Source organism: Actinoplanes sp. NPDC049802, from assembly GCF_040656595.1.
Lineage (GTDB): Bacteria > Actinomycetota > Actinomycetes > Mycobacteriales > Micromonosporaceae > Actinoplanes.
The window spans coordinates 46,246-60,457 of sequence record NZ_JBFAMR010000015.1; the positions used below are offsets into that span (position 1 = coordinate 46,246).

Here is a 14,212-nt window from a genome sequence, read left to right on the forward strand (position 1 = left end):
CCTCCGTGTCGGCAGCGCGGTCAAGGAGGTTTCGTGAGCGAGCTATTCACGAGCCTGATCCCGCTCCCCCGGGCGGTCACGGGCTCGGCCGGAGCCTTCCGGCTGGAGCCCGCCACCAGCCTCACGGCCGGTTCCGGCACCGAGGCCGTCGCCGGCTGGTTGCGGTCGGTGCTCGCTCCCGCCACCGGGTGCCACCTGCCGCCCGGAGACGGCGGCATCCGGTTGCGGATCGATCCGGGGCTCTCCTCCGAGGGCTACCTGCTCGATGTGACCCCGGCCGGAGTGGACGTCACCGGCGGCTCGGCGGCGGGCGTCTTCTACGGGGCGCAGACGCTTCGCCAGCTCCTGCCGCCGGCGGCGCTGCGGCGCGCGAGGATCTCGGCCGGGCCCTGGGAGATCCCGGCCCAGCGGATCACCGACGAGCCCCGTTTCGCCTGGCGCGGCGTGCTGCTCGACGTGGCCCGCCACTTCATGCCGGTCTCCGACGTGCTGCGCTTCGTCGACCTGGCCGCGTTTCACAAACTCAACGTGCTCCACCTGCACCTCACCGACGACCAGGGGTGGCGGATCGAGGTGCCCGGCCTGCCCCGGCTCACCGAGGTCGGCGCCTGGCGGTCCACCAGCATGCTCGGATCCCGCGGCCACGAGCGCTATGACGGGCGACCGCACGGCGGCTTCTACACCACCGGCGACCTCCGGGAGATCGTGGCATATGCCACCGCTCGCCACGTCACCGTCGTCCCCGAGGTCGACATGCCGGGCCACATGCAGGCCGCCATCGCGGCCTACCCGGCGCTCGGCAACGGTTTCGAGGGGCCGGTGCGCAGCGCCTGGGGCATCTCCGAGCATGTCCTGAGCGTCGGTCCCGAGGCACTCGACTTCTGCCGGACCGTGCTCGACCACGTCTGCGACATCTTTCCCGGCGAACTGATCGGCATCGGTGGCGACGAGTGCCCGACCACGGAGTGGCGCGACAGCGCCTCCGCCCGGGAGCGGATCCGGGCCGAGGGCCTGGCCGGCCCGCACGAGCTCCAGCCCTGGTTCACCGCCCGCCTGGCCGAGCATCTCGCCGCCCGGGGCCGCCGGTTGTTCGGGTGGGACGAGATCCTGGCCGGTGGAGCGCCGCCCGGGGCGGTCATCGCCGCCTGGCGCGGCCGGGAGCCGACCACCCACGCGGTTCGCGCCGGTCACCAGGTGGTGGCCTGCCCCGACGTCGCGGTCTATCTCGACTACCGGCAGTCCGACGATCCGGGCGAGCCGACACCGGTCGGCACCCGGCTGACCCTCGCCGACGTCCACGCCTTCGACCCGATCCCGGACGGGCTCGTCCCGGCCGAGGCGGCCCTGGTGCTCGGCGGGCAGGCCAATCTCTGGACCGAGCATCTGGAGTCCGCCCGCCGAGTCGACTATCAGGCCTTTCCCCGGCTCTGCGCGTTCGCCGAGACGGTCTGGGGGCCACCCGGGCGTGACTTCGCCGGATTCTCCGGGCGGTTGCCGGCCCACCTGGCCCGCCTCGACGCGCTCGGCGTCGGCTACCGGCCGCTCACCGGCCCCCGCCCCTGGGACGCCCGGCCCGACGCCCCCGGCAACCCACGTGAGCTGGCCGACCGCCTCGCCGAGCTGCACGAGATGACTGCCGGCCTGCGAGGAGCTGCGACATGACGGCGCCGGTCTCAGGGCAGCATCGGCAACAGTCGCTGAGCCAACCGCAGCGGCCTTCCCGTCATGACCCCGTCGCCTTCGAAGGTCCACACCTCGGAGAGCACCGCCTGCACGAAACCCCAGGCGACCACCCGCTCCGGCGGCATGCCGAGCCCGTCGGCGAGTTGTTCGAGCCGGGCTGGCACCAGATCGAGGACGGTGTCGTCCGGATCGAGCGGATCGGGGTTGTAGAGCATGGCGCCGATCTCGTAACCGGGATCGCCGACCACCCCGTGCGGGTCGATCGCCAGCCAGGGCTCCCGCTCCGCGGCCAGCACGTTGTCGTGGTGCAGGTCGCCGTGCAGCACCACCCGCTCGGTGGCACTGGCGCAGAGTTCGGTGAGGAGGCTTCCGGCCCGTTCCACGAGGTGCCGGGGCAGCGGATCGTCGCCGGGGAAGCGGCGCAGATACCCGTCGAAGGAGGCACGGCGGTCGGCGAGTTCGGGCAGCGGCACCGTCGGCGGGGCCGGGCGGTGCAACCGCTTGATCACCCCGATCAGGGCGGCGGTCGCCACCTCGTCCCGTGCCGGCACGAGCGCTCTCGCCGGAGTGCCGGGCCGCGCCTCCTCCAGCAGGAGGGCGCCGCGTGCCTCGTCGTGGGCCAGCACGGCGATCGCCCCGTGGCCGGCGAAACACTCCAGGGCCGCGACCTCGTCGCCCAGGTGGTCACTCTCCGGGACACCCATCTTGAGGACCGCGCCCGTGCCGTCCGCACGGCGGACCCGGATCACCCAGTTCATGCTCAACGGAAGCGTGCCGTCCGGCCGCAGGTCCCAGTCGCGCATGACCTGATCCGCGAGCTCCGGGAGGCGGGTGAGCCACTGTCGGCCGGGTTCCGCCCAGCATTCAATGACATTGCGGACGAAAACCTCGGGAAGCGGGATGTCCCACATGAGGTGCAGTCTGGCAGCCGAAGGGAGCCGAGTTGACGATCGACTGGCGGAGCAAGGGTTTCTGGTCCCCCGACGAGACGCTGGACCCAGCCCGGTTGGCGGCGGACCGGCCCGGCATCTTCGACGGCGGATTCACCTGGCCACTGCTCGTGGTGAGGCGTGACGCGGTGCAGGCGAACATCGCCACGATGGCCGCGTACTGTCGCCGGCACGGGCTGGATTTCGCCCCGCACGCCAAGACCACGATGGCGCCGGGGCTGCTCGACGCCCAGCTGCGGGCCGGAGCGTGGGGGATGACCGTGGCAACCCCCAACCAGGCGCTGGTCATGCGGCGCCTCGGGGTGGAGCGGGTGCTGATCGCCAACGAGATCCTCGACCCGACGGCGCTGCGCTGGCTCGCCGCGGAGAGCGCGGCCGGCTGGGAGGTCTACTTCCAGGTCGACTCCCTCGCCGGTGTGCGGGCCGCGGCCGCGACCGGCGGCCCACTGCGGATTCTCGTCGAGTGGGGGCATGTCGGCGGGCGGACCGGAGCGCGGACCCTCGACGAGCTGGAGTCGGTGGCGCGGGCCGTGGCCGCCGCGCCCGGCCTGCAACTCGCCGGAGTCACCGGTTACGAGGGGCAACTACCCGACCAGGAGAGTGTGGACGCCTTCCTCGACCGGTTCGTCACGGGCGTGCGCCGGCTCAGCGAGGCCGGGCTGCTTCCGGGCCGGCCGATCGTCTCGGCCGGCGGCAGCGCCTGGTTCGACCGCGTCGCCGAGAAGCTCTCCGGCCTCGATGTGGCGGCCCGTCTCGTACTGCGCAGTGGCGCCTCGGTCACCCACGACGACGGCTTCTACCGCGAGCGGACACCGTTCGTCCGGGTGCCCGGCGAGGGCCCGCTCGCCGCGGCACTGGAGATCTGGGCGCAGGTGCTCTCGGCGCCCGAGCCGGGTCTCGCGCTCGCCGGCATGGGCAAGCGCGACGCCCCGTTCGACGAAGGGCTGCCGGTCCCGCTGGAGATCCGCCGGCCGGACGGGACGGTCGAGCCGGCGAGCGGCCTGCGGGTGACGAAACTGAACGACCACCACACCTATCTCCAGGTCGACGGCGTCGTTCTCATCCCGGGCGATCTCGTCCGATTCGGGATCTCACACCCTTGTACCGCCTTCGACAAGTGGCGGGACATTCCCGTGGTCGACGAGGAGCGGCGGGTCGTGGACGTGCTGCACACCTACTTCTGAGGGTGGCCGGAGGGGCGGTAAAGAGGATCCAGTCGCCTCCCCGGGGGATGGCCGTGCAGATCGACGGTGTTTATGGTGGTTGAGGCTGATAGGCCACTTTATCCATTTGCGTTGGCCGGAGTCATATATGCCCGTTTTCCGTGCAGCCGCCGGCGACCCCGCTCACCAACCACCACGCCCGGACACCGCGGATTCCGGATCCGAGACCGGGCCCGGGGGCCATCCCAGGGCCGCCCCGTCACCCGCCACCGGAACGACCTATCCGAGTGCGGCGCGTTCCGGCGCCGTTCACTCCGGCCACACCTATGCCGCCGGCCCAGCCCATCCGCAGGCGGCCCATCCGGCCGCCCCGACCATCTACACCGGGGGCGCGTCCAATCCCGCCGGCACCGGGGGTACCCAGTACGGCGCCGGAACGGGCCAGGCGAGAATCCCGCGGCAGCACGGCGGCGGGACCGGGCACGCCGCACCCGTGCCGCACACCGGCGGTGTTCCGGGGCACCCCGGGACCGGGCCGTCGCACCCACACCCGGCGAACGCGGCGGCCCAGCGCCATCAGCACCAGCCGACCGCCTGGCAGCCGCCGGCACCGGATCCGGGCTTGGCGGACGGACCCACCGAACCGCTCGGAGCGGTCCGGCCACCCGAGCCCGCCGAGCCGGTCACCGCACCCCCGGACCATCCCGAACGCGCCGACGCCACGCCGCGGGGCAGGCCCAGCCCCGACGAGGCCGGACAGGGCGGGCCGGCGACCGAGAACACCACCGATCGCGGCGAACCGGGGAAGAGGATCCGCAAGGCGCCACGGCGGGCAACCGTCGCTCTGGCCGTACTCCTGAGTCTGCTCGCCCTGGCCGGGTCGGGGGTGGCGTTGCTGCTCGCGTGGCGTACCACTCAAAAGGCCGCCGTCGCGCCCGGCCCGAGCCCCGCGCGGCCCGATGAATATCGGGTCTCCTATGCGAAGGAGCCGTTGCGGATCCAGTTGGCCTGCGCCGCCGTCCTTCACCTGGATCTCGACGAACCTCGCGCCGACGCGGCGGAGAACCTGGCCGATCTGCGGTACGAGAGCCGTTGTGGCACCCAGCCGCCGCAGCTGAGCCTGGGCGCGGGCGCCGCCGGGGGGAGCCGTCACGCCAGCGCGGACACCGACGCCGAGGGATGCGACCGGGCGATCCGGACCAGCCCGCTCGGGCAGGGCCTGCGGGTGGAGGTCACGAAGGGGACCGCGCTGTGTGTGCTGACCGCGGCGACGCCCGCCGAGCTGGTGCTCGTGGAGATCATCGACGTCGGCGGCTCCGGCACCGCCGGCCTGCGCGCCACATCGTGGCAGGTGCCGAAAGGGCGGTGACCGGCCCGTGGCACGCGGCGCGGGGCGCTCCTGACAGAATGTCGGGTGCGCCCCGCGAACTCTGTTAGGAGACCTTTCCGTGATCCGTACCCATGACGCCGGCACTCTGCGCGCGAGCGACGCCGGCACGACGGTGACGCTCGCCGGGTGGGTCGCCCGCCGGCGTGACCACGGCGGTGTCATCTTCGTCGACCTCCGGGACGCCTCCGGCGTGGTGCAGGTGGTCTTCCGCGAGGAGGACGCGCACGCGCTGCGCAACGAGTTCTGCGTGAAGGTCGTCGGCGAGGTCAACGCCCGCCCGGCCGGCAACGAGAACCCGGACCTGGCCACCGGCGAGATCGAGGTGGTCGCCGCCGAGCTGGTCGTGCTCTCCGAGGCGGCCCCGCTGCCGCTGCCGGTCGACGACACGATCACCGCCTCCGACGACCTCCGCCTCAAGTACCGCTACCTGGACCTGCGCCGCTCCGGCCCGGCGAAGGCGCTGCGCCTGCGCAGCCGCGCCAACCAGATCGCCCGCGAGGTGCTGCACGCCCGCGACTTCAACGAGATCGAGACGCCGACGCTGACGCGTTCGACGCCGGAGGGCGCCCGCGACTTCCTGGTCCCGGTCCGCCTCCAACCCGGTACGTGGTACGCGCTCCCGCAGTCCCCGCAGCTGTTCAAGCAGCTGCTGATGGTCGCCGGCATGGAGCGGTACTACCAGATCGCCCGCTGCTACCGCGACGAGGACTTCCGCGCCGACCGGCAGCCGGAGTTCACCCAGCTCGACATCGAGATGTCGTTCGTCACGCAGGAGGACATCATCGAGCTCGGCGAGGAGATCGTCTCCCGCCTGTGGGGCGAGCTCGCCGGCTACCAGGTGCCGCTGCCGATCCCGCGGATCACCTGGACCGACGCCATGAACCGCTATGGTTCCGACAAACCCGATCTTCGGTACGGGGTGGAGCTGACCGAGCTCACCGACTACCTGCGCGGCACCGCGTTCCGGGTGTTCGCGGGCGCGATCGACGCCGGTGGCTACGTCGGCGCGGTCGTCATGCCGGGCGGCGCCTCGCAGACGCGCAAGGAGCTGGACGGCTGGCAGGACTGGGCGAAGGCGCGCGGCGCCCGCGGCCTGGCCTACGTGGTGCTGGATGCCGAGACCGGCGAGCCGAAGGGCCCGGTCGCCAAGAACCTGTCGCCCGAGCACCTGGCGGGCCTGGCCGATCAGGTCGGCGCGAAGCCGGGCGACGCGGTCTTCTTCGCCGCCGCCACCGAACGGCGGGAGGCCCAGGAACTGCTCGGCGCGGCCCGGATCGAGATCGCCAAACGGGCGAACCTGATCGACGAGTCGGCGTGGGCGTTCTGCTGGGTGGTCGACGCGCCGATGTTCGAGAAGACGGACGAGGGCGGCTGGACCGCCGTCCACCACCCGTTCACGTCGCCGAACGACGAGTGGATCGACAACTTCGAGACCGCTCCGGACAAGGCGCTGGCGTACGCGTACGACATCGTCGTCAACGGCAACGAGATCGGTGGCGGCTCGGTCCGTATCCACCGCGCCGACGTGCAGAGCCGGGTCTTCGACCTGCTGGGCATCACGCCGGAGGAGGCCGCGGACAAGTTCGGCTTCCTGCTGGAGGCGTTCAAGTACGGTCCGCCGCCGCACGCCGGCATCGCGCTCGGCTGGGACCGGGCCTGCATGCTGCTCAGCGGCAACGACTCGATCCGTGAGGTCATCGCGTTCCCGAAGACCCGTGGCGGCTTCGACCCGCTGACCACCGCGCCCACGCCGATCACGGCCCAGCAGCGTCTGGAGGCCGGCATCGACGCCAAGCCGAAGGCCACCGCCGGCACGCCGGGCACCGACGGTCAGGCGGCGCCGGTCCTGCACTCCAACTGAGTTGTCCACAGGGCCGGCCGTGGGGGATGCACCCCGCGGCCGGCCCTGTTTGACTGTCGGTGTGGACCCGACGATCGTCTCCCGCAACGCTCAGCCCTATGTCGCCCGGCGCGAATCGATCACGATGACCGAGTTCGCCCGCGTGGCCGACCATCTCCCCGGGATGTTCGCCGGCCTGGCCCGGCGCGGTGTGCCGATCGCCGGCCCACCCTTCTTCCGCTACCGGGTCATCGACATGGCCGCCGAGATGGTGATCGAGGCCGGCATCCCGGTCACCGGCCCGGTCGAGGTCGAGGGGCCGGAGTTCTTCGACACGCTGCCGGCCGGGCGCTACGCGACGGTCACCCACGTGGGGCACCCCGACGAGTTGATGGGTGTCACCGCCCGGCTGCTCGACTGGGCGCAGGCACAGGGCCTGAGGTGGGACATGACACCGACCCCGACCGGCGAGGTGTGGGCTGCCCGTCTCGAGGTGCTGTTGACGGACCCTCATGTCCAGCCCGACATGCACAAGTGGGAGACGGCGCTTCTTTTCAAGCTCGCCGATTAGTTTCGGGAACCCTCCCATTCGGGTAACAGCGGGTCACAGGCTCTCTGACACCCCCCGGAGGATCCAAATGCTCGCCATCGCAGGCGCCGTCATCTTCGGCATCTACCTTCTCGCCGACCTGCTCGACACCAACTTCGGCGCTCCCGACCTGTTCAACTTCCCGACCATGGCCTCGCTCGGCCTGCTGCTCGTCTCGCTGTACCTGGCCGGCATCGGCAGCGGCCCGCGCGCCGGTGGCACCGGGACGGGCTCGGGCCGTCGCTTCTACGGCCGTCGTCCCGGCCGCGGCTGAGCCCGGCGGCGATCGGCCGCCGCCCTCCGGCCTCTCCGGCCCGCCCTGCCCCCCGAGGCGGGCCGGAGTCGTGTCCGGCGGACACGCTCTGTGAGGCTGTCGTGGCTGCTCGGGAGCGTTATCCACAGGCGGCGGTCCGCATTGCGGATCGGGCCGTCGAGGCCGGTACTGTCGTTTGTGATGGAAACGGACGGGCTCTTCTCCCTCGCCTCACCGGGTGCGCCGACCGCTGGTCCGGCCGCTGCCGGCCCCGCCGGATTCGGCCCGCCGACCGGTGACGCGCCGCTGCCCGTGCGGATGCGCCCGGCCTCCCTCGACGAGCTGGTCGGGCAGAAACACCTGCTCGCTCCCGGCGCCCCGCTGCGCCAGCTGGTGACCGGCGCCAGCCCCATGTCGGTGATCCTCTGGGGCCCGCCCGGCACCGGCAAGACCACGATCGCGCACCTGGTGGCCAACGCGACGGACCGTAAGTTCGTCGCCATGTCGGCACTGACCGCCGGCGTCAAGGACGTGCGCGCGGTGATCGACACGGCCCGCCGCGAGCGCCGCTACGGCGGCCCGCCGACCGTCCTGTTCATCGACGAGGTGCACCGCTTCAGCAAGACCCAGCAGGATTCGCTGCTCGCCGCCGTCGAGGACCGCACGGTCACCCTCCTGGCCGCGACCACCGAGAATCCGTACTTCTCGGTCATCTCGCCCCTGCTCTCCCGGTGCGTCCTGCTCACCCTCCAGGCACTCGACGAGGACGACGTGCGCCACCTCATCCGGCGCGCCACCACCGACGAGCGCGGTCTGGGCGGCGCCGTCACCCTTTCCACCGAGGCAGAAGATCATTTGGTACGGCTGGCGAGCGGCGACGTCCGCAAAGCCCTCACGGCGCTGGAGGCGGCCGCCGGAAGCGCCCTGGCGCAGGACGTCAAGGAGATCGACCTCGCCACCGCGGAGAAGGCGGTCGACGTCGCCGCGGTCCGTTACGACCGGGACGGCGACGCCCACTACGACGTGATCAGCGCCTTCATCAAGAGCATGCGGGGCAGTGATCCGGACGCGGCTCTGCACTATCTGGCCCGGATGCTGGTCGCCGGCGAGGACCCACGGTTCATCGCCCGGCGGATCGTCGTCTTCGCCAGCGAGGACGTCGGCATGGCCGACCCGCAGGCGCTGCTGGTGGCGTCGGCGGCGGCTCAGGCCGTACAGAACGTGGGTCTGCCGGAGGCGGGTCTCAACCTCGCTCAGGCCGTGGTGCACCTGGCCACCGCCCCGAAATCGAACAGCGTCACCACCGCCCTCGGCGAGGCGATGGCGGACGTTCGGGCCGGGCGCGGCGGTCCGGTCCCACCGCATCTGCGCGACGCCCACTACCCGGGTTCGCGAGGGCTGGGGCACGGCCGCGGCTACCGCTACCCGCACGACGATCCACGCGGCGTGGTCCGCCAGCAGTATGCTCCCGACGATCTGGCCGGCGTCGACTACTACCGGCCCACCGACCACGGCGCCGAACGGCTGGTCGCCGAACGGGTGCCCCGCCTCCGCCGCATCGTCCGCGGTCGCGGACCGGCGCCGCGTAATGATGGTGACGAATCCGCCACCACACCGGTGACCAGGGGCGTCACCGCTTCGGTCGGCACCCCGGACCGCGCGGCGGGTGGTGCTCGGGCCGCGGATGAGTCACAGTCGTCGGCGGACTCGGAGCCGGCTGAGACCGGTGCGGAGGGGACGACCCCGGCCGCGGATGATGGCGGAGGCCCCGTCGAGACCGGGGCAGACCCGGTCGAGGCCGGGAGTGACGACGACAGCGGCGACAGTGCCGGAGAGGAAACGCGGTGACAGGGCGGGGAGCCGATCGGCCCGACGACGACGCGGGGCCGCGCGGGGAGCAGGGCGGCAAGAACCGCCGGCGCTTCGGGCGGGGTGGCCGTGCCGAGCAGCCCGCCGATCCCCAGGAGGTCCCGCGCGAGGAGACCGGCTGGCTCGACGATCTGCGTTCCGCCAAGGAGGAGCGCAACGCCATCGGGCCCGGCACTCTCCCGGGCGAAGGGCGTACCAGCAAGTCCGGGCGGGTGGCGCCCGGGCCCGACGACGCTGCCGATGACGACTTCGCGTTTCCCGGCGGGCCCGGCGAGGACTTCTCCGCGCCGGAGGGGCCGGTCGCGCCGTCCGGTCAACGATCCGGGCCGGTAGGACCGGGGCAACCTCCCGGGCCGTCGAGTCCGGTGCCGCCCTCGCAGGGTGGTGCTCGTGGCGCTGCCGTTCCGCCGGGTGCTCGTCCGCCTGCCGGGGTGGTGCCGCCCGTCCAGGGTGGTGCTCGTGGCGCTGCTGTTCCCCCTGGGGCCCGTCCGCCTGCCGGGGTGATGCCACCCTCGCAGGGTGGTCCTCGTGGTGCCGCTGTTCCGCCCGGTCAGGTTCCGTCCGGTGCCCTTCCTCCTGCTGGGGCAGTGCCGCCTGCCGCTCGTCCGGTTCCTGGTGCTGGTTCGCCTGCTCAGATGCCGCCGGGTGCGATACCGCCTGGTCAGGTCCCGCCGGGTGCGATGCCGCCGGGTCAGATGGCGCCCGGTCAGATGGCGCCGGGTGCGATGCCGCCCGGGCAGATGCCCGCTGGGCCGGTCCCGCCCGGCCAACTGCCGCCGGGTGGCGCCGCCGGCGGGCGGCGTCAGCCTGGTCAGATGCCGCCCGTCACCGGGCCTGGCGCTCCTGGCGCTCCCGGTCAGATGCCGCCCGGTGTTCCGGCCGGCCCGCCCGGAGTGGCGCCGGGGCAGATGCCGCCGGGTGCCCGCCGGGGTGGACCGCCGCAGGGTGGCCGTGCGACGGCCGCCCCCGAGCCCGGTCACGCCCGTCGCCAGATGGACGTCGACCCGCCCGGTCAGATGTTCGCCGGGCCGGCGTCCGTCCCGCTCACCGGCAACGCGCCCGGTGTTCCGGGTGCCCCGCCGGCTGCGCCCGGCGTGCGCCCGGTCTCCCCGGGAGCACGCTCCGCGGCTCCGGGCGTCCGCCCCATGTCACCGGCCGCGCCGGCTCGTGACCGCTTCCGTTCCCCGGACCCGGTCCCGCCCGGCCAGGCCCCCGGCGGGTTCGACCCCGCCCACCAGCCCGGCGCTCACGACGCCGCGCATCGTTCCGGTCCGCTTCCGGGCGTGCCTGACGCGGGAGCCGTTCCGGGCGGCGCCGCCCATCGTTCCGGTCCGATTCCCGGCGGATTCGACGGTGTGCACGACTCGGGCCCGATCCCGGGCGGCCGGCGGCCCGGCCCGGCCCAGGGCGGCTATGACCCGGTGCATGATTCCGGTCCGATCCCGGGTGGCGTGCGACCGGCGCCCGGCGGGCCGGGCGCCGTGCATCGGTCGGGGGCGATTCGGAACGGCTACGACCAGGACCCCGCGCAGCGGTCCGGGGCCATTCCCAACGTTCATGATCAGGATCCCTCCCTTCGGTCCGGGGCCATTCCTCAGGGGTATGAGCAGGGCGCCGGACGGTCCGCGCCGGGCGCCTACGGGGCTCCGGGCGGTCCGGACGAGCGGCCGGCCCGAGGACGAGGCCGCCGGTCGCGGGCCGGGGAGGCCGGCGCGGCCGAGGAGCCGACCGGCCGGCACGGTGGCGGTGGCCGCGCGAGCGAGGCGCCCGAGGGCGACCCGCGGCACCGGCCCGGGCATGCCGCTCCGGCCGGCGGCGACCGGCCCAGCCGGCACGGCGCTTCGGAGCCCGGGTTCGGCACCGGTTCGCACTCGCTGGTCCGTGCCGACGGATCACCCGATGCCGGTAACGACACCGGAACGGTCGGTTTCGTCAGACGCCCCGGTGTACCCGGCGCGGGTGAGGACGGCCCCGAGGCCAGGCCCGGCAGCGACGGCCGGGACGCCACCGGCGGCCGTCCCGGGAACGAGCCGCGCCGCCGTCGCACCGCGCGCCGTTCCGCCGATCCGGACGAGCCGGAGGTAGGCGGTTTCACCGGCACACCCGACGTGCCCGGCCCGCGCCGTATCGGCCCGGGCGACGGCCGTCCGGTACGGGGCGCCGCCGTGGTGCCCCCGGTCGTTCCCGGACGTCAAGGCGCCCGCACTCCCGCTGTCCCGGGCCGGGCCGGCGCGATGGCGGACAGCACCTCCGGTGTGATCCAGCGTCCCGCCCGCGGTCAGCGTGGCCCCGGAGCGCCGGCTCAGCCCGGCGACGATCAGGGTGTCACCGGCGGCGCAGCCGTCCCCGAACAGGCCGGCCCCGGCCGTCGCGCGGCACGCGCCGACGTGCCCGGCACCGCGCCGCTCGCTCCGGAGGAGGAGCACTCCGGCCGGCACAGCGTTGTCCGTCCGGACGGCCCGGGCGCCGCCCGGGCCGCCGTGCCCGGCAGGGCCGCACCGGTTTCCGGCGGTGGCCGGGCTCAGGGCGCGCCAGGCCGCGCGAAACCGGTCTCCGGCGGCGGCCCCGCCTCGGCGATGGGCGCCGTTCCCGGTCCGGGCGGCATGCCCGGCCCCGGTCCGGCGGGTCCGGGTGGGGTTGCCGGTGCCGGTGGCAAGCACAGCGGTGGACCCAATTCGGGGGACATGGCCGGGCGCGCTCGGATGCCGGGCGGCGTAGCCGACCAGGGCGCCCTGCCCGTCGGCCCGGGCGGTATTCCCGGTCTCGACCCGGCCGGTATGTCCGGTCCGGGTCCGGCCGGTATGCCCGGTGGTGCTCCCGGTCCCGCCGGTTCGACCGGCCCGGCGCGTGGTGGCGCCCAGGTGCCGGGTCAGGCTCCGGCACGCGGTGGCGCCGCGGTACCCGGTCGCGGGACCGCACGTGGCCCGGCCGGGCCGGATGGCGGCCCCTCGGCGGCCATGGGCGCTGCCACGCCGGTCCACGGCCGTCCCGGCCAGGACGGCGGCGCGCGAGTTCCGGGTGTGCCCGGGCCCGAGGGCGGTCCGGGCGACGGGATGCCCGGTCCCGGCGGAGGCACGCCCGGCCTGCCGGGACGTGGCCCGGCCGGGCCCGGTGGTGGTCCGGCTGACCGTCGTGGCCGTGGTCCGGGAGGTGGCCCTTCAGTCCTGCCCGGCCGGGGCGGCGAAGGCGGCCCGGGACGTGGTGTGCAAGGCCCGGACGGTCCGGACGGTCCTCCCCCACGGGTGTCGGGTGGCGCGTCGGTGCCCGGTCAGGACTCGCGGGCGCGGGGCGGTGCGGCAGTTCCCGGCGGCCCGTCGCGGGCGATGGGCGGAGCCGCCGCCCCGGGCACGGACGGTCCGGCACGCGGCGCCGCTGTTTCCGGCGTGGACGGCCCGGTCCGTCCTGGTGTGGACGGCCCGGCGCGTGGTGGTGCCGCTGTTCCGGGCATGGACGGTCCGGGGCGTGGGCTGGATGGCCCGCCCCGGGGTGGTGCCGCTGTTCCCGGCGCGTCGTCGCGGGCGATGGCGAGCGTGGACGGCCCGGCGCGCGCGCTGGACGGTCCGCCCAGAGGTGGCGCCGCGTCTCCCGGCAGGGCCGCTGTCGGCGGGGCTTCGGTCCCCGGCCGCGGTGACGACGGCCAGCCGGGGCCGGACGACGGCCCGAGCGCGGTCAGGGCCGCCGCCGTGCGCCCGGTGAGCCACACCGGCCCGGTGTCGCAGGCCCCGGGTGGGGCGGCGGACGGACGTTTCGGGGAGGGGGACGCGGACGGCGTACCCCGGATTGATGAAACGGTCGAGGGGGGCCTCGCCGAGCTGCGCCACAAACTGCGGACGCAGCGGAGGCTGCGGCTGGTCACCCTGTTCTCGCTCGCGGCGCTGGTGCTGCTGGTGTTGCCGGTGGCGGTGGGTCTGCGGGCGTCGGTCAGCGACCCGGTGCTGGCGTCGCTGGCGGCGCTGGAGGTCCCGGCCTGGGCCGAGAAGGACGAGGAGAACCAGGAGACCGGCAGCACCCTGTGCATCATGGAGTGTTCGTTCCGGGAGCGGAAGGTGGAATCGGACCGGCCGTTCAAGGAGACGACGGCGGTCTACACGCGGGCGCTGGCCGAGGCGGGCTGGCAGCCGCGGAAGGTGGAGGGCTGCCCGGAGACGCCGGTCGCGCCGGAGGAGGGCACCTACAGCTGCTGGAGCCGGGACGAGCTCACTTTGGACCTGCAGGTGGGTTTGCCGGGCTGTGCGGTGGATCAGCTGGCGGCGGAGCAGAATCCGACGGCCGGCGCCGAGGTGGTGCTGCCGGATCCGGCGGCGTGCCAGGGTTCGACGGTCCGGATCAAGGTGTGGAACAGGATCGAGGACAAGCGCGGGGAGAAGGACACCGCGCCGGGGCTTCTCGGGGTGACGCCGGACCCGGTGCTGTCCACGGACGATCCGCTCTTATCGCCGACACCCAAGGCGTCGTGACGCGGGCGGTGGTCACGG

The 14,212-nt window shown here is 74.0% G+C and carries 9 protein-coding genes; 8 read left to right on the top strand and 1 reads right to left on the bottom strand.

Annotation, left to right across the window (positions count from 1 at the left end):
- The first annotated feature begins 33 nt into the window (after nucleotides 1-33).
- Nucleotides 34-1,662, top strand: coding sequence for a beta-N-acetylhexosaminidase (locus tag AB0I88_RS13470; RefSeq protein WP_361022473.1), 1,629 nt, complete (start codon nucleotides 34-36; stop codon nucleotides 1,660-1,662).
- An 11-nt stretch (nucleotides 1,663-1,673) separates the two neighbouring features.
- On the opposite strand, the gene AB0I88_RS13475 is transcribed toward AB0I88_RS13470, so the two are convergent.
- Complete coding sequence (locus AB0I88_RS13475; protein WP_361022476.1) at nucleotides 1,674-2,486, bottom strand: aminoglycoside phosphotransferase family protein; 813 nt, start codon at nucleotides 2,484-2,486, stop codon at nucleotides 1,674-1,676.
- 140 nt (nucleotides 2,487-2,626) lie between these two features.
- On the opposite strand from AB0I88_RS13475, the gene AB0I88_RS13480 reads away from it, so the two are divergent.
- The 7 genes from AB0I88_RS13480 to AB0I88_RS13510 all read left to right on the top strand — a co-directional run bounded on the left by AB0I88_RS13480 (nucleotide 2,627) and on the right by AB0I88_RS13510 (nucleotide 14,194).
- Nucleotides 2,627-3,817 (top strand): alanine racemase, encoded by a 1,191-nt coding sequence (locus AB0I88_RS13480; RefSeq protein ID WP_361022479.1) that lies wholly within the window; start codon nucleotides 2,627-2,629, stop codon nucleotides 3,815-3,817.
- Between the two features lie 601 nt (nucleotides 3,818-4,418).
- Nucleotides 4,419-5,165, top strand: coding sequence for a hypothetical protein (locus AB0I88_RS13485; RefSeq protein ID WP_361022482.1), 747 nt, complete (start codon nucleotides 4,419-4,421; stop codon nucleotides 5,163-5,165).
- A 79-nt stretch (nucleotides 5,166-5,244) separates the two neighbouring features.
- On the top strand, nucleotides 5,245-7,047 hold the full coding sequence (gene aspS / locus AB0I88_RS13490) for an aspartate--tRNA ligase (RefSeq protein ID WP_361022485.1): 1,803 nt from the start codon (nucleotides 5,245-5,247) through the stop codon (nucleotides 7,045-7,047).
- A 61-nt stretch (nucleotides 7,048-7,108) separates the two neighbouring features.
- On the top strand, nucleotides 7,109-7,597 hold the full coding sequence (locus AB0I88_RS13495; protein WP_361022488.1) for a GyrI-like domain-containing protein: 489 nt from the start codon (nucleotides 7,109-7,111) through the stop codon (nucleotides 7,595-7,597).
- A 67-nt stretch (nucleotides 7,598-7,664) separates the two neighbouring features.
- A complete protein-coding gene (locus AB0I88_RS13500; RefSeq protein ID WP_361022491.1) occupies nucleotides 7,665-7,889 on the top strand; it encodes a hypothetical protein in 225 nt (74 codons plus the stop codon).
- A gap of 180 nt (nucleotides 7,890-8,069) precedes the next feature.
- The gene (locus AB0I88_RS13505; RefSeq protein WP_361022494.1) at nucleotides 8,070-9,716 is read left to right on the top strand and encodes a replication-associated recombination protein A; all 1,647 of its coding nucleotides are present in this window, start codon (nucleotides 8,070-8,072) and stop codon (nucleotides 9,714-9,716) included.
- Between the two features lie 3,542 nt (nucleotides 9,717-13,258).
- The gene (locus AB0I88_RS13510; RefSeq protein WP_361022497.1) at nucleotides 13,259-14,194 is read left to right on the top strand and encodes a hypothetical protein; all 936 of its coding nucleotides are present in this window, start codon (nucleotides 13,259-13,261) and stop codon (nucleotides 14,192-14,194) included.
- Nucleotides 14,195-14,212: the final 18 nt, after the last annotated feature.

What these genes read in the sequence shown, in the direction of transcription:
- AB0I88_RS13505 (WP_361022494.1), top strand. Translation starts at nt 8,070, where the DNA reads ATGGAAACGGACGGGCTCTTCTCCCTCGCCTCACCGGGTGCGCCGACC.
- AB0I88_RS13500 (WP_361022491.1), top strand. Translation starts at nt 7,665, where the DNA reads ATGCTCGCCATCGCAGGCGCCGTCATCTTCGGCATCTACCTTCTCGCC.
- AB0I88_RS13510 (WP_361022497.1), top strand. Translation starts at nt 13,259, where the DNA reads ATGGCGAGCGTGGACGGCCCGGCGCGCGCGCTGGACGGTCCGCCCAGA.
- AB0I88_RS13475 (WP_361022476.1), bottom strand. Translation starts at nt 2,486, where the DNA reads ATGCGCGACTGGGACCTGCGGCCGGACGGCACGCTTCCGTTGAGCATG.